22 protein-coding genes and 1 pseudogene are annotated in these 25,427 nt (G+C 47.7%); 18 read left to right on the forward strand and 5 right to left on the reverse strand.

Annotation, left to right across the window (positions count from 1 at the left end; genetic code table 11):
- Positions 1 to 54: 54 nt before the first annotated feature.
- From DNHGIG_RS09620 to DNHGIG_RS09640, 5 genes are all read left to right on the forward strand, one after another.
- On the forward strand, positions 55 to 3,114 hold the full coding sequence (locus DNHGIG_RS09620; RefSeq protein ID WP_282199432.1) for a cation-translocating P-type ATPase: 3,060 nt from the start codon (positions 55 to 57) through the stop codon (positions 3,112 to 3,114).
- 63 nt (positions 3,115 to 3,177) lie between these two features.
- Entirely contained in the window at positions 3,178 to 5,946 is a 2,769-nt protein-coding gene (locus DNHGIG_RS09625) for a cation transporting ATPase C-terminal domain-containing protein (RefSeq protein ID WP_282199433.1), read from the forward strand.
- A gap of 124 nt (positions 5,947 to 6,070) precedes the next feature.
- On the forward strand, positions 6,071 to 7,999 hold the full coding sequence (locus DNHGIG_RS09630) for a hypothetical protein (protein ID WP_282199434.1): 1,929 nt from the start codon (positions 6,071 to 6,073) through the stop codon (positions 7,997 to 7,999).
- Positions 8,000 to 8,081: 82 nt separating this feature from the next.
- The gene (locus DNHGIG_RS09635) at positions 8,082 to 8,327 is read left to right on the forward strand and encodes a DUF5132 domain-containing protein (protein WP_282199435.1); all 246 of its coding nucleotides are present in this window, start codon (positions 8,082 to 8,084) and stop codon (positions 8,325 to 8,327) included.
- A 27-nt stretch (positions 8,328 to 8,354) separates the two neighbouring features.
- Positions 8,355 to 8,585 carry a hypothetical protein gene (locus DNHGIG_RS09640; protein WP_369414700.1) on the forward strand — a complete coding sequence of 77 codons (231 nt, stop codon included), beginning with the start codon at positions 8,355 to 8,357 and terminating at the stop codon, positions 8,583 to 8,585.
- A gap of 12 nt (positions 8,586 to 8,597) precedes the next feature.
- Here the strand turns inward: DNHGIG_RS09640 and DNHGIG_RS09645 are convergent, their stop codons facing one another.
- Positions 8,598 to 10,535, reverse strand: coding sequence for an ABC transporter ATP-binding protein (locus tag DNHGIG_RS09645; RefSeq protein WP_282199436.1), 1,938 nt, complete (start codon positions 10,533 to 10,535; stop codon positions 8,598 to 8,600).
- 352 nt (positions 10,536 to 10,887) lie between these two features.
- Between DNHGIG_RS09645 and DNHGIG_RS09650 the strand changes: the two genes are divergently transcribed.
- The gene (locus DNHGIG_RS09650) at positions 10,888 to 11,466 is read left to right on the forward strand and encodes a 5-formyltetrahydrofolate cyclo-ligase (RefSeq protein WP_282199437.1); all 579 of its coding nucleotides are present in this window, start codon (positions 10,888 to 10,890) and stop codon (positions 11,464 to 11,466) included.
- 91 nt (positions 11,467 to 11,557) lie between these two features.
- Here the strand turns inward: DNHGIG_RS09650 and DNHGIG_RS09655 are convergent, their stop codons facing one another.
- On the reverse strand, positions 11,558 to 12,688 hold the full coding sequence (locus DNHGIG_RS09655; protein ID WP_282199438.1) for a GGDEF domain-containing protein: 1,131 nt from the start codon (positions 12,686 to 12,688) through the stop codon (positions 11,558 to 11,560).
- A 150-nt stretch (positions 12,689 to 12,838) separates the two neighbouring features.
- On the opposite strand from DNHGIG_RS09655, the gene DNHGIG_RS09660 reads away from it, so the two are divergent.
- The 12 genes from DNHGIG_RS09660 (at position 12,839) to DNHGIG_RS09715 (ending at position 23,505) form a co-directional block, all read left to right on the forward strand.
- Positions 12,839 to 13,561 carry an SDR family oxidoreductase gene (locus DNHGIG_RS09660; RefSeq protein WP_369414701.1) on the forward strand — a complete coding sequence of 241 codons (723 nt, stop codon included), beginning with the start codon at positions 12,839 to 12,841 and terminating at the stop codon, positions 13,559 to 13,561.
- Entirely contained in the window at positions 13,561 to 14,184 is a 624-nt protein-coding gene (gene mobA / locus DNHGIG_RS09665) for a molybdenum cofactor guanylyltransferase (protein ID WP_282199439.1), read from the forward strand. Before DNHGIG_RS09660 ends, mobA begins: the two co-directional genes overlap by 1 nt.
- Positions 14,185 to 14,393: 209 nt before the next feature.
- The gene (locus DNHGIG_RS09670; protein ID WP_282199440.1) at positions 14,394 to 14,891 is read left to right on the forward strand and encodes a hypothetical protein; all 498 of its coding nucleotides are present in this window, start codon (positions 14,394 to 14,396) and stop codon (positions 14,889 to 14,891) included.
- A 31-nt stretch (positions 14,892 to 14,922) separates the two neighbouring features.
- Positions 14,923 to 15,897: a molybdopterin-binding protein gene (locus tag DNHGIG_RS09675; RefSeq protein WP_282199441.1), complete on the forward strand. Its 975-nt coding sequence runs from the start codon at positions 14,923 to 14,925 to the stop codon at positions 15,895 to 15,897.
- On the forward strand, positions 15,898 to 17,163 hold the full coding sequence (locus DNHGIG_RS09680; protein WP_282199442.1) for a molybdopterin molybdotransferase MoeA: 1,266 nt from the start codon (positions 15,898 to 15,900) through the stop codon (positions 17,161 to 17,163).
- Positions 17,160 to 17,657 (forward strand): molybdopterin-guanine dinucleotide biosynthesis protein B, encoded by a 498-nt coding sequence (gene mobB, locus DNHGIG_RS09685; RefSeq protein ID WP_282199443.1) that lies wholly within the window; start codon positions 17,160 to 17,162, stop codon positions 17,655 to 17,657. The genes DNHGIG_RS09680 and mobB overlap by 4 nt, the downstream gene beginning before the upstream one ends.
- A gap of 54 nt (positions 17,658 to 17,711) precedes the next feature.
- Entirely contained in the window at positions 17,712 to 17,879 is a 168-nt protein-coding gene (gene tatA, locus DNHGIG_RS09690) for a twin-arginine translocase TatA/TatE family subunit (protein WP_282199444.1), read from the forward strand.
- Between the two features lie 69 nt (positions 17,880 to 17,948).
- The gene (gene tatC, locus DNHGIG_RS09695) at positions 17,949 to 18,701 is read left to right on the forward strand and encodes a twin-arginine translocase subunit TatC (protein ID WP_282199445.1); all 753 of its coding nucleotides are present in this window, start codon (positions 17,949 to 17,951) and stop codon (positions 18,699 to 18,701) included.
- Positions 18,702 to 19,098: 397 nt separating this feature from the next.
- The gene (groES, locus tag DNHGIG_RS09700; protein ID WP_282199446.1) at positions 19,099 to 19,383 is read left to right on the forward strand and encodes a co-chaperone GroES; all 285 of its coding nucleotides are present in this window, start codon (positions 19,099 to 19,101) and stop codon (positions 19,381 to 19,383) included.
- A 43-nt stretch (positions 19,384 to 19,426) separates the two neighbouring features.
- Positions 19,427 to 21,046 (forward strand): chaperonin GroEL, encoded by a 1,620-nt coding sequence (groL, locus tag DNHGIG_RS09705; RefSeq protein WP_282199447.1) that lies wholly within the window; start codon positions 19,427 to 19,429, stop codon positions 21,044 to 21,046.
- A 290-nt stretch (positions 21,047 to 21,336) separates the two neighbouring features.
- On the forward strand, positions 21,337 to 21,666 hold the full coding sequence (locus tag DNHGIG_RS09710) for an antibiotic biosynthesis monooxygenase family protein (protein WP_282199448.1): 330 nt from the start codon (positions 21,337 to 21,339) through the stop codon (positions 21,664 to 21,666).
- Between the two features lie 639 nt (positions 21,667 to 22,305).
- A complete protein-coding gene (locus DNHGIG_RS09715; RefSeq protein WP_282199449.1) occupies positions 22,306 to 23,505 on the forward strand; it encodes an MFS transporter in 1,200 nt (399 codons plus the stop codon).
- 125 nt (positions 23,506 to 23,630) lie between these two features.
- On the opposite strand, the pseudogene DNHGIG_RS09720 reads toward DNHGIG_RS09715, so the two are convergent.
- From DNHGIG_RS09720 to DNHGIG_RS09730, 3 genes and pseudogenes are all read right to left on the reverse strand, one after another.
- Positions 23,631 to 23,789 (reverse strand): annotated as a pseudogene (locus tag DNHGIG_RS09720) (helix-turn-helix domain-containing protein); the annotation flags it as partial.
- Between the two features lie 138 nt (positions 23,790 to 23,927).
- Entirely contained in the window at positions 23,928 to 24,713 is a 786-nt protein-coding gene (locus DNHGIG_RS09725; protein WP_282199450.1) for an amidohydrolase family protein, read from the reverse strand.
- Positions 24,714 to 24,876: 163 nt separating this feature from the next.
- Positions 24,877 to 25,239 (reverse strand): MerR family transcriptional regulator, encoded by a 363-nt coding sequence (locus DNHGIG_RS09730; protein WP_282199451.1) that lies wholly within the window; start codon positions 25,237 to 25,239, stop codon positions 24,877 to 24,879.
- Positions 25,240 to 25,427 lie beyond the last annotated feature (188 nt).

Raw genomic sequence — 25,427 nt, forward strand, 5'->3', positions numbered from 1 at the left:
AGTAGCACAACTGTCAACCTACACATTTTCAAGCAGAAAAGAGGCTTAACGATCTTGGAAGTCAGAAATGTATCAGAAAAAAGGTTTTTGCGACGGTTACCTGGCCGTTGGCGCGTCTACATCCATGGGATACAAAAAAATACGCAAGCTGCCCGCTTCTTTGAACAGCTTTGTCTTGAAATCCCCGGTGTAACGACGGTGACGGCAGACAGCTTGACAGGGCGTTCCCTCATTCTGTTTGACGAAAATCGGTTGAACCCCAACCGATTGGAGCAGAAGCTGTTGGCTATCGAATCCATGTTGCAAAATCCGAACGAATGTGTTGCGGCGACGAGTGAGGATCCGGTAACAGAAGGAGCGCTCGCCGTCAAGGTGGATTGGCAAACTCTTCAACGGGATGAAATTCTGCATCGTTTGCAAAGTGACGGCCACGAGGGGCTGAGTGCCGCCGAGGTGAAAAAAAGGCAGTTTTTTTTCGGCATGAATCAAATGCCGGAAGGAGAGACACAGCTTTGGTACAAGACTCTATTCCGCCAATTTTTTAATTTCACGACTCTTACCATGATCAGCATATCCGCTTTGCCGATCTTTTTAGGGCGGATTCGCGACACGGCGGGCGTTTTGTTTATTCTGGGAGTCAATGCGGTCATCGGCACGTATCAAGAGCAAAAAGCACAAAAGGATATTCGTGCTTTGAAACGATTGTCGGTAGACAAAGCGAGAGTCTTGCGCGCAGGCAAGGAAACGGAAGTCCTTGCGAACGAGCTGGTGCCCGGCGATATTTTGTTGCTGGAAGCGGGAGACCGCATTCCGGCCGATGCCATTTTGCTGGAGAGTTGGAACGCGGAAATCGACGAATCGGCTTTAACTGGCGAATCGGTTCCCGTCATCAAGACAGCGGCGGCAGTTTCCGCAGCCGATACTCCTCTCGCCGAGCGGAAGAACATGGTCTATATGGGGACGTTTATGACACGCGGCCGTGGGAAAGCGATCGTTGTCGCAACGGGTCAGGGAACGGAAATGGGGAAACTTGTCTCCGGCTTGCAACATGTGGCGAATCGACCTACCCCCTTACAACAAAGGCTCAGTGTCGTTGCACGGACACTGGTCATTGCAGCGCTCGCAATCGCGGGGGCGGTCGTCTTGATGAGATTTGTTCAGGGATACACGTTGATCGATACGTTAATGACAGGCGTTTCGGTAGCCACAACTGCGATATCCGAAGGTTTGCCGATCATGATCACCGTATCTCTCGTAGCCGGAATGCGGCGGATGGTACGCCACAAAGCGGTGGTGAGACATCTTTCCGCTTTGGAAACACTGGCGAAAGTGGACGTGATTTGTTCGGATAAAACCGGCACGCTGACTAAGAACGAGATGACCGTTCGTACGATCATGAGCGGTGAACACTGTTGGACGGTGACGGGTGACGGATATCAGAAGGATGGGGGCATTTTTGAGAAAGGCGAGCCTGTCATTCTCCATCCCGAGCATAGCCTCGTGTGGCTCACGACGGCAGCGGTTTTGTGCAATGATGCTGAACTTGCACATAAACAGGGATCGACATGGGAGATTCAAGGAGATCCAACGGAAGCTGCTCTCTTGGTTGCAGCGGGCAAAGTGGGGATATCCGTAAATGACTGTCGGCGGAGATGGCAGCGTGTTATTGAAATTCCGTTTGACTCCGACCGCCGGCGCATGACAGTCGTCTGCAAAAACCAAAAGGGCGAGACATACGTTTTTACCAAAGGCGCGGTTGATGTCGTGCTTGCAAGATGCAACTCTGTTCAAACCGACGGTCATGCTTGCGAACTGAACCCCCGCATACGGACCAAGATCCTGGATCAGGAGCGTGAGGCAGCCGACCAGGCGATGCGTGTGTTGGCGGTGGCCTTTAAACGGTTACAAGAAGATCAGCAATCTCTGTCGACAGATGAATTGGAGGCGGATCTTATCTTCGGCGGGATGTTTGCCATGATGGACCCGCCTCGTGAAGATGTACACGAATGTGTCACCGAATGTCAAAAAGCGGGGATCCAAGTGGTCATGATCACAGGTGATCATCCGCGCACGGCAGAAGCGATCGGAAGAGAATTGGGCATCGTATGTGACGCTGGACAAGTCCTGACTGGAGCCGAACTGGCACGGATGTCCGATGAGGAACTGAGCGCTGCTACCCGTTCGGTACGCATCTACAGCCGTGTTTCACCCACTGACAAGCAGCGCATTGTTTCCATTTTGCAAAAACGCGGCTTGATCGTCGCCATGACGGGGGACGGGGTGAATGACGCGCCTGCCCTGAAACAAGCGGATGTAGGCATCGCCCTGGGGTCAGGCACGGATGTGGCGAAAGAAGTTTCTTCGCTGGTCCTGACGAATGACCATTTTTCCGCAATCGTTAAAGCGATCCGCCAAGGCCGTTCCGTTTTGGGGAATATCAGAAGTACGATCGGCTATATATTCACCGGAAATTTCGCAGAAGTCCTCTACGCATCGCTGGTTGTGCTTTCGGGGCTTCCCTTGCCGTTAATGCCGGTGCAAATGATGTTTATGAATATGTTGACCGATTCGCTTCCGACTCTCATCTTGACGATGGGGCGGCCCTCATCGCGGAGAAACCCGCAAATGAATCGGCCTTTACAAAAAGTAAGGGACGTGTTCGACGCGAAACTGATCTCTCGCGTACTGGCGAGCGGGTGCTTGGTCGGCTTGGCCACAACAGCTCTGTATATGGGAGTGACTGCTTTGACGGGCCATGCAGCATTGGCGGGAACGGTAGCACTCGCGACTCTCTGTATCGGCAAACTATCGCAAGTTTCCTACTGGCGCCAGGTGAGCGGAGATGCAGGAGAGTTACGCCGAGACACGTTGATGCTGGGGACTTTAGGGATTTCACTCACTGGCCTTATAGCAGCGATCTACTTGCCGCAAATGCAATTTTTATTTAACAGCGTGCCTTTGGGGCTCCAGCATTGGGCAGTGATTTTGGGTACCGTGTACGCGGCAAGACGGTTGGCTTATCCCTTATCGGATCTTCTGCTTCCGAAGATCCAGAAGTCGGATCTTTTCAAACCCGCAAATTACCAGGAGAGCGCACAAACGATGTTCGGCTAAATGACAGAATGATGCGGAAGCATAGAAAGAAGAAAAATGAACCGATCATCGAGGTGAGTCAACATGGTACACGCGTTCGGCGGTGTGGGGGCATTGTTGCAACGTCTCGCCAATGCCCCTCGAATTTTTCTGCAAAGTTTGCTCGAACCTGATGAGCAAAATCAGGTGGAACAGACGATTCGGGGGCAACTCAATGCCGTTGAATTATCGGACGGATGGGAAAACGGCCTGACGCATGAACAAGCTCGGAAAAGGCTGGAACAACACGGCCTCAATCATTATCGTCCGTTACCCAACAAATGGAAAGTGTTTGGCGAACAATTTAAAAGTGTAGCTGCGATCAGCCTGTTGGCATTTGCAGGTTTAGCGTGGGGCCTCGGTAAATACTTTGACACGACACTCATCTTACTCGTGTTTGCCGCTCAAGCCATTTACACGACACGGGTCAAATGCCAAGCGGAACAAGATTATCAACGATTTTTGCAAGAGCAAAAAACGGTGAGTGTCATACGCGGCGGTCAGATCTCTCAGATTGCCCCGACAGACGTGGTTCCAGGAGATGTGTTATTTCTGCGGCAAGGGGACGTGGTCCCCGCCGACGCTTTCATCACATGTGCGAATCACTTGCAAGTGCGCGAGATGGATGCCGATTCTACTTATCGCGTGATGTTGAAATGTGCGGTCAGCCGCAAGGACGGGGAATCCTGTTTGCGCATAAACAGGGGAACAGAAGCGAACCGCCTGTATGCGGGTTCAGTGATCGTTTCCGGCTCGGCCCAAGCAGTGGTCACACATACAGGTGATTCCACCCGCCACGCGGACATATTGCGTCAACCGAAACGGAGAAAATTATATACGGAACAACGTTATGACACGCTTTCAAAGAAACTGACAAAAGCGGGATGGATCGCCATTATCCTCGTCGGAGGTTTGGTATTTCTCGTCGGTTGGAGTCCTTCAGCCGCAGTCGCGACAGCAAGCGCTGTCGCCACATCTGTGATTCCGGGCGGATTCTCGCTGCCCATATGTCTGGCGTTTTGGACAGCGACGAAACGCATGCGTCAGGAAGCACGGGAACTGCCGAGCCTTCATCATGTGGATCGCTTGGAAGATACGAAAGTGGTCGTCCTCACCGATCACGGGCTTACGGATGAAATGGAAGCGAGCCAACTGTTTGGTTCGCAATCCCGCTGGTTCGTTTCAAAAGAGGTGAGTGATCATATCCATTCTCATAAACGGATATTTCACAAAGACGGGATACAGGCGCAACTGGAAAGTTCCTCTGAAGCTGTCTTATTGATCCAAGCCGCCAAACCATTCGCTAGGATCAACGGTGATTTGGGGCCGTACGACCGTGCAGTCAACCGTTTATACGGAAATCTGCCGGTCACGCAACGCACGGATCCATGTGCATGGAAATGGATCGACCACGCCCACTTACAGTCACACGGTCTGTTTGAAATGAGGGCGTTTCAAGATCAAAAAGGAAGAATCGTGGAAGTGATTCGCGGTCCCGTACAACTGCTTTTTGAGAAATGCAAACGTGCGATCTCACCGAAACAGATGGAATGTTCCTTTTTTGATGTACCAACAATGGAAAAATCGGATGCGTTGCAAAAGTCACTCCAGGATTGGTTGGAAACAGCCCGCCGCCATCATGAACAAACTGTCGGTTTTGCGTACCGTATACGCGAAGCGGAGGGGATGTCGGTACACTCAGCGGGGGGAACGACCGATGTACAAGATCTCATATGGATCGGGGCGATTTCCTTTCAGTGTATCTATCAGCGTTCTTCCCATCTGTTGCGACGTGTCGCGAATCTCGGTCTGCCCGTTGTGTTGACCGTGCAGGAAAGTGTTATAGAAGATCCGGGATTTCGGCAAGCGATCACATTCGATGACGCGAAAATCCGCATTCTTTCAACAAAGGATTTTGTTGCAACGCTTGAAGAGAAGCCATTAGAAAAAGAAGAAGTTTGGATCGTCGTTGCCGATGAACGGGAACGGCTCGATGTTTTGGAAACATTGAGGGAACGTTATTCTGCGATCTGTTTTATCGGTTGTCACGATCAGGAGCGAGCTCTCTTCGGTGCGGCTTGGGCGGCCATCGAGCAAGGTATCAAAAGGGGGCTGCAGGATGTGATCGAAGCCCTTGAGGAAACCGGGCATGCACGCGCCCGATTGGGCCACGCCAATGGTTTTATTCTCAGCGGCAATATCGGTGAAGTAGTCTTTTCGACACTCGCTGGGATCACAGGTGCGCATCACGCACTCTCGCCCGTGATCCTCAACTTATTGACAAACTCCCTGGCTTCTGTAGGTATCGCCATCGGAAAAAGAGAAGTAGATCAGCGACAAGGACATCCAAACGGGGATCTTCAATCGTTGCACAAGCCGATCGTTTCTCACGGATTCATATCCGGTGCCACGGCGATGCTGGCCTATGCGGGCGGGCTTCTCATCAGTGAAGATCCATTTTTCGCAAGCACATTTGCGTTTATTACGCTCATTCTTTCACAATTGTGGCAGGCTGTTCATTGGCGGCGCCAGTCCCGATTGGCGAAACTCAGCGATCTTTGGGAAGATCGGGTGTTGACAGTATCGTTGCTCGTCGCTTTGCTAGCGCTCGTTCTCAGTGTGCAAGTGCCGTTCTTTGCCGGCCAGTTGCAGACGACGCCTCTCGGCATTCAAGATTGGTTGGCGGCCGGAGCGATCGCGGGTGCCGTAGGACCTGTCGCTTCCAACAGCGAGGAACCCATCTGGGGAATCGTCAAACGAGTGACCGGACGCTTTTGGGGGAACAACCCCCAAAAGCCGATGGCTGCTGCGTAAGCTGTGTGTTCGGTTCGTGAATGTTGTCCTTCTGTTTGAAATAAAATCTTGTGTTTTCGTAATAAATTTGCTGACGGCGTTTCACACTATGTCTATTAGTGAAGGAAATTTAAGGAGAATCGTTATGGCCATTGGTTACGAGAATGAACGGTTTATGCGACTACTTCCCGGAAGAGTCCGCATTCAGATTTATGGATTAAAAAAGAATCTCCTGATGAAGCGACAGATCCTTCACCAGTTCAGTCAGCTTGAAGGGGTTTTACAAATCGCCCCTTCTGTCGATTCGGGAAGATGCCTATTCATCTTCGATCCGAAAAAAACGTCGTTTGACCGCATATACAAACAGATCGTCCTTCTTGAGGAGCAGACGTTCCACATCGAGAGATCCGTACGTACAGCTGTAAAAGAAGTGGCAGCGACGAGTGCCGCTGTCGCACAAAACGTTTCCGCTGTTCCGCCGATGACCGGCAGAATTCCCGGCAAACGCGTTCCTCTCGAGTCGGCCTTGTCGCTTGGGGGATTAGGAGTCTTAAGTGTGAAACAGATCATGACAGGGGGACCTTCCGTTCTTTCTCGTCACCCAACGGCATTTTATTTGTCAGGTTTTGTTTCGATACTGACCGGCTATCCTTTTTTCACCCGCTATACCTACTCAAAGAAAAGAAAAAAAATGTTCGATTGGGTTTTTGCGTGTACGTTCATTCTTGCTTTGATCAGGGAAAACTTAGTTGTACTCGCCGGGCTGAGCATTCTGCAATATCTCATCTGGAAACGCGGTCAGGCGATCGGACAAGAGAAGAGACAGTCATCTGTTTCATTGCACAGTCCCGTGATTCGGCAGTATAGTGAACGCGCAGAAAAATGGGGATTTTTCCTGGCATTGGCATCCTGGGCTTATGTGCGTGATCCTTTGACGGCCCTCGCCGTACTCCTCGCCGCCAATCCGCGCCCTGCAACATTGCCCGCTGAATACGCATGGTCACATGCGGAAGTGATCTCGCAAGAAAGAAAGTACCGGATACCGGGCAACGGATCCCTGCAACAACTGGCGCAAACGAAAACGGTTTTGTTCGAAGATACATCACAGATTTTTTTGCGGGAAGAAACAGCGGGCATTCAATGTATCAGCAACATGAATGATTGTGAAAAAATATGGTGTACTCTCGCTTCTATTATGAAAAACACGAATCATACCTGGAAGGAGGAAGTTGTAAAAAGGGCGGAACAAACCGGCCGTACCTTGCGAACCTCGTTTCAAGTCCATGAGGAGGAACGGGGTGTGAAAGGAATGATTAGCGGCATGGGATTTTTTCTCGGTGATAAGAATTTCATGCTTAAACATGAAGTGGATTGCAGCGAATACGAATGGATAGCCCATAAGATGGAGAAAACAGGTTATGTCGTTCAGTTTGTCGGAAAAGAGGAATATGACAAGAGGATTTGTATAGGTGTGCTGACCAAGCCGCCGCGGGGGGTTACGCCCGAATTTGTCTCCATCGTTGGTCACCTTGTACAGAATCAATGGAAAATCGCTGTTTTGCATGACAGTCTTCAGCTCGACAGGGAGCTTTATCGGAGACTCGGAATCGATCCATCCTGGCTGTCGTTCCATGATGAACAGGTGTATCAGCGAATCTGTACGTTAAGGAAACAAGGAGAAGACGTTCTCTTCATCCCAGAAAATGAGAAGGAGAGCAGAATTGAGTACGTCGCATCCGGGGTTCCGTCCGTGTGCATGAGCCAATTGAAAGAGATTCAAGTGAGCGCCGCATATGCTCGGCGGATCCAGCAAATGATCAATCAGCATGTAGCGGTAACAAAAATATGGAATATCATAGGAACCCTTCTGATCCCTTTCGGGTTTACCGCCATGGTGATCAACTCGATCGCGGACGCGCTCTTACTGGTTTTCCTGGCAAGGGCGAAGCGGATCAGTGAGTCTCCTCTTTCCTTGGAACGTAAAGGAAAGGAATTAAACATAGTTTTCCAAGAAAGACGATCCTGCAGCAAGTTGCGCATACCGATGTGTAAAACGTCCTTCGGACATACATAATGCTTGGCGTGAGACGGTGACTATAGAAGTCGTGTCGTTATCTTTGAAACGTTACAGATTTTAATAATAGGAGGTACATTTCATGTTACAAAATAATGTGGAAAAAATTGTAGCCGGTCTTGCCCTGGCTGTAGCGGCTCCCGTCTTGCTTCCTGTTGCCAAAAACGTCATTCAGCCCTTGGCGGTTCTCGGGATGAAAGGTGCGGGCAACCTAATCGATCGCGCGAAATATGCCGTTCAGATCGCCAAGGAGGAAGTGGAGGACATTATAGCGGAAGCCCAGTTTGAGCGTATGAAAAGGCAGATTGATAGAGAAATTTTGGGATAGACTTCTAGAAGAAAGGGGAAGGCTCACATGATCGAAGAAAAAGGTATTGACGAACACCTGCGGGAGGCACTTGCACATCTGGAAACCGCTTTAAACAAAAGCGTGGCAACCGTCTTGAAAAACGAAGCGGCCAAGAGGGAGATCGGACAAAAATGGGAGGGTTTTCTCGGAGAGTTTTTCGGATATATACGGGAGAAAGGGAAGGAAAATAAGGTGAATTTGTTGGGGTGGATCTCTTTTCCTCGCATTTGGAAATAAGCGGAGAGGGGCCTATCCCTCTCCAAGCAGTTTTTCCCATTCATCATACAAGGTTCCCACCCGTTCTTTCACAGACTCATACTCGTTGTTTATTTCCCTCGCGCGTTCAGGATCACTGAAAATGTCAGGATTACAAAGATCCCTCTCTAACGCTTGAATGTGTTCCTCAAGCCGATGAATTTCTTCTTCAATCGCACGGATCCTCTCGGCCCGTTTCTTTGCTTCCCTTTTGGCGATTCGTTCTTCTTGTCGTTTTCGTTCACGGTCATCGGCCGATTCGCCGTTTTCTTTGTTTGCGGCGGAATCTTGAGGCTGCAACGATGCCGCTTCCTCCAGTTCTTGTTTCTTCTCGATATAATCGTCATAATTCCCCAAATAGGAGGTCAATCCATCGGGACCGAGTTCTACGATACGTGTGGCGATGCGATTGAGAAAATAGCGGTCATGCGAGATGAACAGCAGTGTTCCCGGGTATTCGTCGAGTGCGACTTCAAGTACTTCTTTTGAAAGAAGATCGAGATGGTTCGTCGGTTCATCCAAGAGCATGAAGTTCGCCTCAAGGAGCATGAGTTTAGCCAAAGCGACGCGTGCACGTTCCCCTCCTGAAAGGACAGAGATCGGTTTTTGCACTTCATCCCCGGAGAACAGGAAATTGCCGAGAACGGTCCGGATGCGCGTATGATCCAATTGAGGAAAAGTATCCCACACTTCATTCAAAATCGTTTTGCTTACATTCAAGTCCTCTTGTTCTTGTGAGTAGTATCCCACTGTGACATGGGTTCCCAATTTGATCGTACCTTCCAAAGGGGGAACCTGACCGAGGATCGCCTTTAAAAGGGTGGATTTGCCCGTTCCGTTCGGGCCGATCAATGCGACGCGTTCCCCGCGTTGAATTTTCAAGTGGATGGATTTAGCTAAAACTTTATCCCCATAACCGATCGCCACCCCGTCTATCACCAGTACATCGTTGCCCGATGGGCGGTTGATGGTGAAGGAAAAATGCGCCTTGTCCTGGTTGGAGACGGGACGTTCGATCCGTTCGATCTTTTCCAACATTTTGCGGCGGCTTTGTGCCCGCTTGCTTGTAGTCGCACGGGCGATATTTCGCCGGATGAAATCCTCGATTCTTGCGATTTCCGCCTGTTGTTGTTCGTATCGCTTGATGCGTGCTTCCAATTCTGCCGCTTTTTGTTCTAAATAGGACGAGTAGTTTCCTGTGTACCTCCGCGTAGAACCCGCTTCGAGTTCGTAAGTTACCTCCGTCAACGTATCGAGGAAATAGCGGTCATGTGACACCAGTAAGAGCGCTCCAGGGTAAGTTTTCAAATACTCTTCCAACCATGTGAGCGTACGCATGTCCAAATAGTTTGTGGGCTCGTCGAGAATGAGAAGACTGGGTTGGAGGAGCAGCAATTTCCCCAAAGCGAGCCGTGTTTTTTGCCCTCCCGACAAAGACTGCACAGTCCGGTTGTGCATCTCTTCGGGAAAATCAAGGCCATGCAGAATGGAACGCACTTTGGCGTCTACCGCATATCCGTTACGGTCAGTGAACGTTTGCGTGAGCCGTGCATATTCTTCCGTCATCGCCGTAAACTTGGTTTCATTCCCATAGATTTCGGGGCGGCTCATCTGTTCTTCCAGTTCGCGCATACGTTTTTCAATGGCAAAGAGATCTTCATACACCGAACGCATTTCTTCATAAACGGTTCGCGAGGACGGGACATCCGCATGCTGTGCGAGATAACCGACCGTCGCTTCTTTCGCAATATGAATATCCCCTTCGTCAGGCGGGATTTCTCCCGCGATGATTTTAAGAAGAGTCGATTTTCCTGCGCCGTTGGGCCCAACCAAAGCGACACGTTCCCGTTCCTGCACGGTGAGAGTCGCGTCGCGCAAGATCGTTTCCGTCCCATAAGATTTGTGTATATGTGATGCAGTTACGAGTATCATTGTCTGCAGCTCCTTCTAGTCTTCGCTTGCACATTCAGTGTATCGTATAGAAGAATAGGAGGACAACCTTAGAAAATCTGTGGCGGAGCGTGTATATGCTTTGCGCTCATGCTCCGTGGAGGTCGCCTCGCATGGAATCATAAGCAAATGTTGCGAGACGACCTTCAAAGTCGCAATTACGCGCAAAGCATATACCCCTTTCCAGCCAAAAAGGAAACGAGACGACCTCCAAAGTCGCTGTTTCACGCCAAGCATATGCCCCTTTAAAGTTCCAAAGGAAGCAAGACGAACTTCAAAGTCGTAGCAGGCTCAGTTGAAAATGGGGATGGGAGGGCCAATTGGAGGTGCAATAATGGATAAGACATCGATCCGCAAAGAAATTCTTGCGAAGCGACAGGGAGTGCCAAAAGAGATCCGAGAAGAGTGGGATCGCAAGATTCTTGATTGTATCGAACAAATGGATCTCGTGAGAAAGTCGTCGACGATCATGTTGTATTTTTCCTTTCGAGCGGAAGTAGGAACGGACGAAATTTTCCTTTGGGGGATTCGGGAAGGCAAAAGGATAGCGGCGCCTGTTACGTTTGTAACAGAGAGAAAACTGATCCCGGTAGAGATACGCTCCTTGCAGGATGTTGTGACAGGTGCATATGGCATACGCGAACCGGAGTGGCGGGAGCACCGCGTCATCCCGGCCGAGGAAATCGACCTGATTTTCATTCCCGGTGTCGCATTTGACCGCCGCGGAGGCAGATTAGGATACGGGGGTGGATACTATGACCGTTTTCTCCCGCAGCTCCGTAAAGATGCGGTTAAAATCGGCTTGGCATACGACCTGCAAATCATCGATCATGTACCTGCCGAACCGCATGATATCATTCTCGACGGAATTGTGACGGAATCCGGGTGGATTTCATCATCTCGGGAAGTATAAATAGCGGAATGCGGAAGTCAAAAAGGGAACCGGTGAACGGCTCCCTTTTTCGAGAAAAAAGAAGGAGCCCCACGGCTCCAAGGTTCTTCAGTCAATCTTTCAGCTTCAGGTCTTCATAGGAAATCACGCGGTTTTTTCCTTGCGCTTTCGCCGCATACAAAGCAAGGTCGGCCAATCGAGTCAACAAACGCGCATCTTCCGCATGGTCAGGAAATGTAGCGATCCCGCCTGACACAGTCACTTGCACATGCTCATGATCTTCCTGTTTGATGACTGTTTCCGCAATTCGTTTACATACGAGATCGGCGAAACGATAACCTTCTTCTGCGTTCAGATTCGGCATGATAATGGCGATCTCTTCTCCGCCAATACGAGCCGTAATGAAATCGGAGTTTTTGGTGATCTCTATGATCTTCGTTCCCACGGATCGCAACACTTCGTCACCGAATTGATGCCCGTATGTATCATTTAATGATTTGAAATTATCGATATCGAAGAGAGCTAAAGAGAGACAATAACCACCTTGGCGCGCTTTCTCCACTTCGACCATCAACCGATTATGAAAATGGGTTTGGTTATACAGTTGTGTCAAATGGTCGAGAACGGCGCGATCCTGAACGTCGAACGTATAATTGCTCAAATCGCGCGTAATCGTTTCCAATTCCCGAATCAGACGTTCTTTTTCGCGGAGTAATTGCCCCTTCTCAAGATTTTGTAACCGATGCATGGTTTCTAAATGCGTACAATAAATGAGAGGAAGCGTTTCAGCTGTAAAAAACAACAAGCGCGTGAAAAGTTGAGCAATTGAAACATCATGAGACACAGCAAGAATGATCAATACATATAAGACGTCTGACAAGAGGGCAACGAGCAGACCTGTGCGCCATCCCAAAAGAATTCCGGCTTCCACAACTCCCCAAAAAAAGAAGGCATACAAATCTGTGGAAAATCCTCCTCCCGCATATACGAGGAGTGAAGAAAGAAGAAGATCGGAACCGATCGCAAGGTAAGCACGCGTGCGGTAAGGGAGCATACGGCGAAGAAATATGAGTCCTACGGTAATCAAGCCCCAGATGGAGACGCATGCTAAGAGAAACTTGTCCCATCCGTAGAACCAATAGACGAGTCCGGATATGAGAACCGTATTGCACAGGCGGAGAAAGAACACGAGTTTTCTCGGCTTATGTAACATTCGTGTTAAAATTCGAGTCAGAGGATACAAGGATGATTTCTCCTTTCAGAGATTCACCTCATTAAGAAAAACTTCTTCTTTCCAAAGAATTCAGTCATACTAGTATAGTGTAACATAGTGGATAGAAATCCGTCATCAGGGTACTGTTTCATTTGTATAAAAATGGAGAGAGGTGTTATCGTGAATCTTTTGAAAAATCAAGTGGTTGTCATTACAGGAGCAAGCCGGGGGATCGGTGAAGATATTGCTTTGTTGTTTGCCAAGGAAGGCGCGAAACTCGTTCTCGTTGCGAGAAACCCGGAAGATCTGGAGCGTATCAGGGGTAAAGCGCTGCAGTCTGGAGCAGAGGACGTGTTGACAGTTACGGCAGACGTCTCGCGGGAAGACGAGGTCGACGTGATGGCGGAAGTCGCTTTGGCACGCTTTGGCTCCATTGACATACTTGTCAATAATGCGGGAGTAGGTTTTTTTAAACCGGTCACGGAAACGACTCTTGAAGAATGGAAAGCGATGTTTGATGTGAATGTGACCGGCGTGTTTCTCTGTACGAAAGCCGTTTTGCCAGCGATGATGGAAAAAGGCAGTGGCCATATCATCACAGTCTCGTCCGATGTCGGTCGGAGAACCATCGCGAATGGTGCCGGGTATTGTGCAACGAAATTCGCGGTTCAGGCATTCACAGAAGCTCTGCGCAAGGAAATAAGGGAAAAGGGAATTCGAGTCAGCAACGTCCTGCCGGGGATGACGGATACGTATTTTGCTGGCAGCATGCGCGGGATACCCGAGAAGAAAGACTGGCTGAAAGGGGAAGATGTTGCGCGGGCCGTTCTCTATATCGCTTCGCAGCCGGCGGGTGTCGTGGTCGATGATGTGACGATTCACCCGATGATCCAAGACTATTGATGCTTTCCGCCATCGTATTAGCAGGAGGAAAAAGTACGCGCATGGGAAGCCCGAAGGCGTTGTTGCCATTTGCGGGGCGTCCGCTCATCGCCCATCTCGCGGAACGGATGCTTCGCTTGACGGATGATGTGGTTGTCGTTACAAACGAAGCGGAGCGGTACCATTTTCTCCAAAATGTACGCTTTCAAGCGGATCTGTTTCCGGGACAGGGGCCTCTTGCCGGAGTCCAGGCAGGTTTGCAACAGATCCGCCATGAGCAAGCTTGGGTTCTCGGTTGCGATCTTCCATTTGTTTCTGTGGATATTTTACATAGGATAGGCAAAATCGCCTGTGAAAAACAAGCGGATGCGGTTATTCCGTATGACGAGACACGGGAATATCCCGTTATGGCTGTCTACAGCAAGCGGACGCAACAGATAGCCTATGAATTGCTCAGACGTCGGGAAAATCGCATGCGGGGATTCATCTCTGTGCTGACAGACCGTGGGTTTCAAATCCATCGCGTTTCTACCGAACAGTTTCGCGATGTCGACCATAGGCTCTTGTCTTTTTTCAACATGAATACCCCCGATGATTATCGCATGGCGCTCAGCCTATGGGATACTTTTGCCAATGGACTATGATTGCAACCTTTGGCCGGGATTTATGCTCTGCATGAGGTAGCGACTTTGGAGGTCGTCTCGCAACAGATGATCATAATTCCGTGCGAGACGACCTCCACGGAGCATGAGCGTAAAGCATAGACCTCAAAGAACCCAAGCGCAAAGCGATCCATCCACCCAAGCACTATATTTCAAGATAGGACTAGTTTACAAGATAGGAGGAATCTTACGTGCAACAAACAGAGCCCTACATGGTGGCACTTGGTTACAGCGGAAAGTTAGAATCGGCCGCCCGTTTTGAATGGGACTTTCGCGTAAGGGTAGGTGCGGAACAGGCATCGGATGAATCGGGCAGGGAAGCGTTCATCCGGGACTTTGTCACGAACGGTGTCGAGAACCAGCCTTATGTCATTTTGCTCGACGATTATGACGGTCCACTGTTTTCCACATTTGTCCAATTTGGCAAACAGGCGGTTACGAAAGATCCAAACTTGCACGTTTTTCTCGTGATCGAAGATGTCCATGATCCGGAGAAGCAGTACCGCCTCTTTTTAAAAGCGGATCCGCCCGAGGAACTGATCGCAGACTATGAGGTAATGGTCGATGTGCAAGGGATCCCTCACGAAGTGCTTCTCTGGCTGCAAGAAAGATTTGGCGTCCGTTTTTTCCGCCGCGACGACGAATACAAAATGGCATTCCCGCTCGATGAATTGCCGGTTCTTGGTTAGCTGCTAAGTATCAACAGAGGGGGAGAAACCGTTGAAAGAAGTCCGTGTGGAAGATGCGATCGGTATGGTGCTGGCACATGATTTAACGCGAATCGTACCGGGTGAATGTAAGGGACGCGTATTTAAAAAGGGCCATGTGATTAGCGAAGAAGATATTCCTATGTTGCTGGATATCGGCAAACAACATATCTACATTCTGGATCTCAAGCCGGGTGAACTGCATGAAGATGATGCGGCGCTCCGGCTATCGGCGGCGATCAAAGGGGATCACCTGTCGGCAAATGAGCCCCACGAAGGAAAAGTAACGCTCAAGTCAACGATTCGAGGTTTGTTATCAATCGATGAAGAAGCGCTTTTTCACATAAATTCAATCGGCGAGATCGCAATCGTTACGAAAAAGAGCGGCATTGTTGTCGATCCTGGAACCAAAGTGGCGGGACTTCGGGCGATCCCTCTCGTCATCGAGGAAGAAAAAATCGTACAAGCGGAACGGATCGCCAAAGAGGTATATCCGCTGATCACAGTAAAACCGTTTGCTAAATACCGTGTGGGAGTGGTGACGACTGGATCAGAGATACTAACGGGTCGTATCGAAGATCGATTTGGGCCACGCATTCGGGAAAAATTAACTTTTTACGGATCGGAAGTGATCGGACAGAAGATTGTAGGAGATCAGGTTACTGATATTCAGACCGCGATCAAAGATTTTCTTGCAGAAGGGGTGGATATGATCATTTGCACGGGAGGGATGTCTGTCGATCCGGATGATCGTACTCCGGGAGCGATTCGCGGGGTCGCGACCGAAGTGGTATCATATGGAATGCCTGTGCTTCCCGGCTCGATGATGATGTTCGCGTATATCGACAAGATCCCCGTTTTCGGCTTGCCGGGTTGCGTGATCTATGATGATGTGACCTCATTTGACCTGCTGTTGCCGAGGGTGCTCGCCGGGGAGACGATCACACGGGAACAAATTGCCAAAATGGGGCACGGAGGGCTTTTATAAATGCGAGTCATGTTATGTGTCGAAGAAGCGTTGCAAGAGGTGCTTTCTCATTGCAAAAGGAACGAACGCATGCATGTTCCTCTCAAAGACGCATATGGATATATACTAGCCTCCGATATTCACGCTTCTGTGAGCGTACCTCCGTTTGACCGCGCCGCTCTCGATGGTTATGCTGTGCGCGCGGCCGATATAGAACAAGCGACGCCAGACTCCCCCGTTCGTCTTCAAGTGATCGAGCGGATCGGTGCCGGACAAGTATCGACGAAATCGGTCGGGCCAGGTCAAGCGATTCGGACGATGACAGGCGCCCCTTTTCCGGACGGAGCCGATACCCTCGTGCGCTTGGAGATGACGTCGGCGATCGGCGAGCCGGAGCAGACACACGTGGACGTGAAAGTTGCTGTTCCCTGTGGGGAAGCGGTCGCGCGAGAAGGTGAAGATATCAAAAGCGGTATGTGTATGCTTCGATCGGGTATAACGATCGGAGGGGCGGAGATGGCACTGCTGGCGACGGCGGGAATCGCCTCTGTCCCAGTTTACCGCAAGCCCGTGATCGGGATATTAGCGAGCGGGAGAGAATTGACGGATATAAGGGAACCTCTTGCTTATGGAAAGATTTATGACAGCAATTCTTACATGCTGGCTGGTGCGGTGCAGGCATGGGGAGGTATCCCGCGTTTGCTTGGACGTGCGGGGGATGATGTGGATGAGCTGGTTCAAACGATTCAAAGCGCGTTGCCTCATGTGGATGGATTGGTCACAACGGGGGGAGTGTCAGTCGGGGATTTTGATGTCATGATTGATGCTTATCGCAAGGCGGGTGGGGAGGTACACTTTTGGAAAGTATCGATTCGTCCCGGAACTCCCTTTACCTTTGCAACAATTGAAGACAAACCTGTGTTCGGTTTATCAGGGAATCCTGCAGCCGGATTTGTGAATGCGATGCTCTTTGTGCAACCTGCGATTCGGGCGATCAGCGGCATGAATGAACCGATCGTGCGTCCCGTCCGGGCGTTCCTCAGCGGGATGCCGGAAGTAAGGGCGGTAGCGTTGGATCGATTTTTGCGGGCTGATGTCTTCATCAAAGACGGTACAGTTTTCGCTCAACCGCGTACCCAAGGACAAAAGGCGGCCATACTCTCTTCCTTGACGGGGACTCAAGGATTTGTCCGGATTCCGTCCAAGACGCAACCTCAAGCGGGGGATCTTGTTGACGTCTACCTGTTGCATATGCCTGTATCTTTTGCAGACGGTGATCGTGTATGATACCCGCATTTGCCATTGTGGGATACAAGAAGACTGGAAAAACCACTTTGATTGAAAATTTAATTCGAGAGTTGTCTTTCCGGGGGTACCGAGTGGGGACGGTAAAACATGATGGGCATGAGTTTGAATGTGATCATCCCCATACGGACACGTGGCGCATGCGTCAGGCGGGAGCAAGCGTGGTTGTGATCGCTTCACGTTCAAAATGGGTGTTGCAGGACTTCCAAGGAAGTCCGTCACTCGAAAACATACTGACACATATCAAAGGGGTGGATCTCGTCCTTGTCGAAGGGTGGAAACATTCCGAGCTGCCAAAAATCGTTCTTTTACATCCGAAAGAAGATATATTTAAGAATGAAGCGCTCGTGAATGTACGTGCAATCGCGGCTCCGAATGATCTCGTCCATTTGGCTCCTCCGGGTATTCAAAGGTATGACAGAGATGACATTCGCGGGCTGGCCGATTGCATCATCCAAGCGATTCATCCCGCTTGATTGATGTGACGGTGACATTTCCCGGCAGAGATTTTTAGGATCGGAGGGATACCGATGCTCCAAAATATCGGATTTCCCGGTTTAATTTTAATCCTTGTCATCGCCCTGATCGTGTTTGGCCCCAGTAAGCTGCCCGAGATCGGCAGAGCGTTTGGGCGAACGCTTAAGGAGTTTAAAGATGCGGCGAGGGATCTGGCTTCCGACACGGAAGAGAAGAAGTAGGGGTCATTACGTCCGCCCAACAATACATTTTCAATACTAGATTCTTAATCGGATAGTAGGTGACCGTCTGTGTCCGATCAACAGATGAGTCTCGTGGAACATTTGGCCGATTTGCGCAAACGGCTCATCGCCACAATGGTTGTATTCGTCCTGTTTCTCATCTTATCGTTCGTATTTGTGGACCGGATTTTTTCGTTTCTCCGATCGGCTGCCGATCCCGGAATCGCCTTGACGGTGCTCGGACCTGGTGATGTATTACGCATCTATTTCATGATCGCGGGTCTCACCGCGATTGCTCTTACCGTTCCTTTTGCTCTCTATCAAATCTGGGCATTCGTCTCGCCCGCGCTGACCAAAGAGGAGAAGAATATCACTTTGCGTTACATTCCGAGTGTGCTCCTCATGTTTCTTCTCGGCGTTTTGTTTGCCTGGTATATCGTGTTTCCCATGCTGTTTTCGTTCTTGATCAAGCTGGGAAGCAAAGATTTCAACATGATGATCACGGCGGCCAATTACTTTGGTTTCATGACCAATATTATCGTTCCGTTCGGGTTTATCTTTGAGATGCCGGTTGTCGTTCTTTTTTTGACGAGAATCGGCATGATCACACCCGATCGCTTAATTAAAGTGAGGAAATATGCATATCTCGTGCTCGTGATCATCGGCTCCATGATCTCACCGCCTGAGTTTGTCTCTCATATTTCGGTCTCAATTCCGATGGTTTTGCTTTATGAGACTTCGATATGGGTCGCCAAATGGGGGTATCGCCAACGAGTAGCCGCTCGAACGGCATGTGAGGCAATCGATTGCGAAGAGATGTAACGAAGACCACGGGAATTGTAAAGACTCGATGGTCTTTTTTCTTGCCTTGTTCACTTGATACGTCCCATTCGCACGGTTTTTCATGCATGTCTTGGAGGAAAAAAGGTTAGAATAATTTCGTTTGATGCAGGAAATTTCCTTTAATTGGTTAATAGTGAAGAGGAGAAAACTTGTGTTTGATGAAGAAAGAAAGAGATATGCGGCCAAATGAAGACGATTTGATCATTCGCTCATCACCTTTAAGCAAATTTTACAAAAAAAATTGAATCACCCACTTGCAAAGTAAGGATGGAATGAATAATATAAGAATTGTGTTTAGCACTCACCTTGGATGAGTGCTAACAATAAAATCCGACAGGGATCTACAAATCCATATCAAAGTATAGGAGGGATTTGCATGATTAAACCACTCGGTGATCGCGTGGTCATTAAGGTATTGGAACGCGAAGAAAAAACTGCAAGCGGTATCGTTCTTCCTGACACCGCAAAAGAAAAGCCACAAGAAGGTGAAGTGATCGCAGTCGGTGCCGGTAAATATATCGATGGCAAACTTGTAGCCCTCGATGTAAAAGTAGGCGATCGCGTCATCTATTCAAAATATGCTGGAACCGAAGTGAAATTCAACAACGAAGAATATTTGATCCTGCGCGAAAACGATATTCTCGGTGTTGTTGAGAAATAATCAGACTTACCACTCTACTACATATTTAAGGAGGTAGATTCACGTGGCAAAAGAAATTAAGTTCCGTGAAGATGCTCGCCGTGCTATGTTGCGTGGTGTTGACGCACTCGCAGACGCTGTAAAAGTTACTCTCGGTCCGAAAGGCCGTAACGTTGTTCTCGAGAAGAAGTTCGGATCTCCGCTGATCACCAACGACGGTGTGACCATTGCGAAAGAAATCGAATTAGAAGATTCTTTCGAAAACATGGGCGCACAATTGGTAAAAGAAGTCGCTACCAAAACCAACGATGTGGCTGGTGACGGTACAACCACCGCTACTGTATTGGCGCAAGCGCTCATTCGCGAAGGTTTGAAAAACGTAACGGCTGGCGCTAACCCGATGGTTCTGCGCAAAGGTATCGAAAAAGCGGTTCGCGCTGCAGTCGAAGAAATCAAACGCATTTCCAAACCGGTTGAAGGCCGCGATAACATCGCTCAAGTAGCTGCTATCTCCGCTGCTGACGAAGAGATCGGCGAATTGATCGCTGACGCAATGGAGAAAGTCGGCAAAGACGGTGTGATCACTGTTGAAGAATCCAAAGGCTTCACGACCGAACTGGAAGTCGTTGAAGGTATGCAATTTGACCGTGGTTACATTTCTCCTTACATGGTCACGGATGCTGACAAGATGGAAGCTGTTCTCGATGAGCCATACATCTTGCTCACCGATAAGAAGATCAGCAATATCCAAGAAATCCTCCCTGTTCTTGAGCGCGTTGTTCAATCCGGTCGTCCGCTTCTCCTCGTTGCTGAAGACGTTGAAGGTGAAGCGCTCGCTACCTTGGTTGTCAACAAACTGCGCGGTACATTCACAGCTGTAGCTGTTAAAGCTCCTGGCTTCGGTGACCGTCGTAAAGCGATGTTGCAAGATATCGCAATCCTGACCGGTGCACAAGTGATCTCTGAAGAACTCGGACTTGAACTCAAGAGCACCACAATCGATCAACTCGGTCGCGCTCGTCAAGTTCGCGTATCCAAAGAGAACACCATCATCGTTGACGGTGCTGGTAGTCAAGCGGACATCCAAGCGCGTATCAACCAAATTAAAGTTCAACTCGAAGAAACCACTTCCGACTTCGACCGTGAGAAACTGCAAGAGCGTCTTGCAAAACTCGCAGGCGGCGTAGCTGTAATCAAAGTGGGTGCAGCAACCGAAACCGAGTTGAAAGAGAAGAAACTCCGCATCGAAGATGCTCTTAACGCTACTCGTGCTGCAGTTGAAGAAGGTATTGTTTCTGGTGGCGGTACAGCGCTTGTTAACGTCATTCCGGCTCTCGACAAGGTCGAAGCTACCGGCGACGAACTCACTGGTGTTAACATCGTACGCGCTGCTCTCGAGTCGCCTCTTCGTCAAATCGCTGACAACGCAGGTCTCGAAGGTGCAGTTATCGTTGAGCGCCTGAAGAAAGAGCCTGTAGGAATCGGCTTCAACGCTGCTACCGGCGAATGGGTAAACATGATCGAAGCAGGTATCGTTGACCCGGCAAAAGTTACCCGTTCCGCTCTCCAAAACGCTGCATCTGTAGCGGCTATGTTCCTCACCACTGAGGCTGTTGTCGCTGAAAAACCTGAGAAAGAAAAACCGGCTGTTCCCGGCGGCATGGGCGGCATGGACATGATGTAATATAACCACTGGCACAGCCTTTGTGCCGGTACGGGAATCCCTTGCACAGCAAGGGGTTCCCGTTTTTTTGTGCAAACGCTGAGTAGATTGCACTTCTTTTGCTAATCTTTATCGAGCTAAAGTGCTATTTTCGAGCTGTTGTTCTCTGAAAATAAAGTTAGACTGGGTTAACCTTTTTTGCTAACAGGCAGTATTATGAACTCATAAATTGTCTACCAAAGGTTGTAGTAGAAAGAATTCATTTATGATAAATTCGTGAAAGAAGCGCATTTCGATTATTGGAGGAACTTATGAGTGTTATTGCAAAAACACCGCAACCACCTTATTATGCGGTGATTTTCACATCAGAGCGTACAGAAGGGGATAATGGATACGGAAAGATGGCAGAAAAGATGGTGGAGTTGGCTTCTAAACAGCATGGTTTTTTAGGGGTGGAAAGTGTTCGTGACCCAGATGGAATAGGTATTACTGTTTCATATTGGGAGTCCCTAGACGCAATAAAGAATCGGAAAGAAAACGCAATACATAAACTCGCACAGGAAAAAGGGAGAGAGATTTGGTACAAACAATTTGGGTTAAGAGTATGCAAAGTAGAACGAGATAAATTTTTTGAAATGTAAGGTAAAATCTCTCATGAATTCTCCTAATTTCCCAAAATTAGCGTTATCACCGCTGTTTAAACTCATATCACACAAAGAGAATTTGTAAACCTATGTAGATTATGTTAAAGGAGATCCAGATCACGCCATTACATGGTGTCCCATAAGAAGTTACTCACTTCTTATGGGGTTTTTCATGAAGTCAGCTAAAAGCCCTTCTATTTTCACTTTTGAGTGTTTTTTTCAAAGAGGGAGGGGTAATACATAGGGGGGATTTCATGCGTGTATGTTGCTAATCAGTTTTTATATATCGACTCCACTGCCTGAATCTTGTCCTCCTCATTCAGTCGGCTATACCGCAAGATCATATCGGCCGAACTGAGGCCACTTAACGACTGAATCACCGCAATGTCCTGATTATCCTGCAGGAAATGCACCAAGAGTTTTGTTTAATAATTGATTCTCATACATTATACGGTAATTTACTGATATATTATTTTTAATATTTGTAATATATAAATTTAAAATAAAAACGTATACACGCAAAGTATTACAATATTCTCTATTTACGTGATAAGGTGATATATTCCATAATTAAACTGTTATGATCTCTCCTTAAATCCTCTTACTCAGGGAAGATGCCCTTATAAGGATGGTGTCTTGTCTACTAAGAAAGGACTGATAGCTTTGTCACGGTTGCTGATTATTTTTCTGGCCACCATGAATGTTTTTGTTCTTCTCTATGCACCCCAACCCCTTCTGCCTTTGTTTGCACAGTATTTTGATATTTCTATTCCGACAGCAAGTTTGACAATATCCGTCACGATTATCGCGTTAGCAGCCACTTCTCTTATCTCGGCACCTCTTTTTGACTGTTGGGATAGGAAAAAAGTGATTCTGTTTTCGAGTGTCGCTCTGATAATACCGAGCATCATGTTGTACATCCCCCAACCTTTTTCAATGGTACTAATCTGGCGCGCACTTTACGGCCTCTTCATACCAGGCGTAACAGCGGTGATTATGGCTTACATCTCGGAAGAATTTCCGGTGGATCAAAGAGGCCGCGTAATGGGAGTTTACGTCAGCGCCAACGTGGCAGGGGGACTAGTCGGGCGCGTCATATCAGGACCGATTTCCGAAACCTATTCATGGCAAACGGTTTTCGGCGTCATTGCGGTTTGTTCAAGCGTAATCGCGTTTCTTGTATGGAATTTTTTACCTTCCCCTCGCTACCAATCGAAACGAAGCGAACAAAGCTTTTTGCTCCACTTTCGAAATCCGGCTTTAGTGGGGGCTTTCTTGATCGGTTTTTCGCAGTTCTTTGCGTTTATCGGATTCTTCACTTACATTCCTTTTTATGCAAGTGAATCTCCCTTTCATTTATCCATTACACAAATTTCGCTTTTGTATGCCACCTACTCATTTGGGATCTTTTCCGCGCCTTTTGCTGGTTTTCTGTCTGATATAATTGGCAGACGATCCACCATGGCACTAGGACATCTGATTGGTGGAGTAGGAATCCTGATCACACTCTATTCGTCTGTTCCGGCCCTAATCGTCGGATCATCATTGTTGACGCTTGGAAACTTTGCCTCACAATCGGCAACTACGGCGTTTGTAACGGACATTGCGGAAGAATCGAGGGGAGCTGCCACATCATTATACCTATTCTTTTTCTATGTTGGAGGAAGCTTAGGAGCATGGATACCGGGGATATTGTGGAAAGAATTCGGATGGCATGGTCTCGTTTTCTTAACGGTAGGTACAATTGTACTGGCCTTACTCAGTAATTTAATTCTTGCGAGCAGAAATAGAGGTAAGTTCCATTTTCAAAATGATTTTAGGAACTTTATTCGCTAGGACAAATGACCGAGGGATTTGTCGCACAAATATGGACTTGATCTTCTGACATAATAGTGTCCCATAAGAAGTAACTCTCTTCTTATGGGATTTTTCATGAAGTCAGCTAGAAAAAGCCCTTCTATTTTCGCTTTTGAGCGTTTTTTCAAAGAGGGAGGTGAATCTTGTTGAATATACTTTCTAACTGTCTTTCGATCCACCCTCAACTCCCTTGCAATATCAGATATGGACATTCCTTTCTTGTACATGTCTTTTATCATGAAAAAATCCCCTCTTGTAATCACGAACCATAGCTCCTCTCAAATCTTTGGTTCTATGATAGATGGGGAATTTTATTCCGGCTATATTGGGGATTATAATGTCTGCTTTAACATGACGGATCAATCTGCGAATTTCACCCTAATGACTTTTGGATTCCCTAGTTATAATTTTAACAATTCAGCAATATTACCACCTAACACACGCTCACGTGTGTACGGATCACTTGAATGTCGTTCTACCGCCATTCTTACCAACAAGGGATCACCATAAGGACTATCAGAACTAAACAGGGTACGCTCAGGTAACTCCGACATTGCTAAAGATAATGCAAATGTAGTATAAAAAGCGGAAACATCAATATACGCATTAGAAATTTCTTTTGTAATTTTGATCGTATCTAACCAGTTTAGACCACCTAAATGCCCGAAGATTACGGGGACCTTTGTATACTTTTTTGCTAATTCTGCTAACTCTTTTATATCGTTCAAACCAAGGGGATGGAAAGTATGTACCCAGATGGGAAGATATCCAAACTCGTAAGAGCTTTTGAACACTGGTTCCAAAGTATTTATCTGCCCGGAAGCAAGTGTAAACTCTCCAAGTCCCTTAAATCCATTATCTATAACTTGTTTTTCTACCCACTCAGCTGTCTCTTCATCATTTAACCCAATTGGTACAGAACCAAAGGCCAAAAAACGATCGGGATATAGATGAATAGATTGCATCTGCTCTTCAATCCCTTTTTTTCTTGCTTCGGCACCGTTTACATGTCCTTCTAAAATTTTGAACACTTTTCCCATTTCTTGCTCAAACGACTGAAAATCTGTTACCCGTTCGGGGTGAATTGAAGTATAGAAGAGGATTGTCTTATTTATACCTGCTTCGTTCATTAACTCGATTTGTTGTTCAACTGGTAACATCACATGACTATGGCTATCGATGATCAAGGCTCTTAGCTCCTTTCCTCCATAAAAGACAAGAAAAGATTTTCTCAAGACTGCAGAGCACGTTTATCAGAATAAAAGTATCAATCAAATCATGAAATGATACGTTAATCGGGTAATAGACTTGAAATAATATCTGTCGTAGTATTAACCGCCGTCATATAATTTAACAGCTGTTTGTCTTGCTAACTTTGATCGCATTTACCCGTTCTTCCAAATTTGATTTGATTTCGGATAGAATTTTTATATAATTATCTAATTCTTTTATTTTCATTTCGTAAGTAGACAAAACTTCTTGGCAAACAGTTTCATTATTTTCGAGTATACAATTCAAAAAATGGGATATTTGGTCTGTAGTAAAACCTAGACTTAAATAAAATTGAATCGTTTTGACTTGTTTAATAGCCATGGAGTTGTATTCCCGATAACCATTTTTCAATCGTGCTGGTCTAATTAGCTTCTTTTTTTCGTAATACCGTAATACACGTGGACTTACTCCTGTTAGTCGAGCGAGTTCACCAATACGCAAGGTCGTTTTAATAACCTCCTTTCATTCATGTGTTGTAATGATTATAAACCTTGACATTAATGTCAATGTCAATAAGCTCAGTGGTTCTAGTGCAAAAAATAAAGAACTCATGCACTCTGGCTAAGGGAGAAGGGGGAGCAACTGAAAATATAACCCCATAAATAATTTTGAATTACTACAATTTTTTG

The sequence above is a fragment of the Collibacillus ludicampi genome, assembly GCF_023705585.1.
Lineage (GTDB): Bacteria > Bacillota > Bacilli > Tumebacillales > BOQE01 > Collibacillus > Collibacillus ludicampi.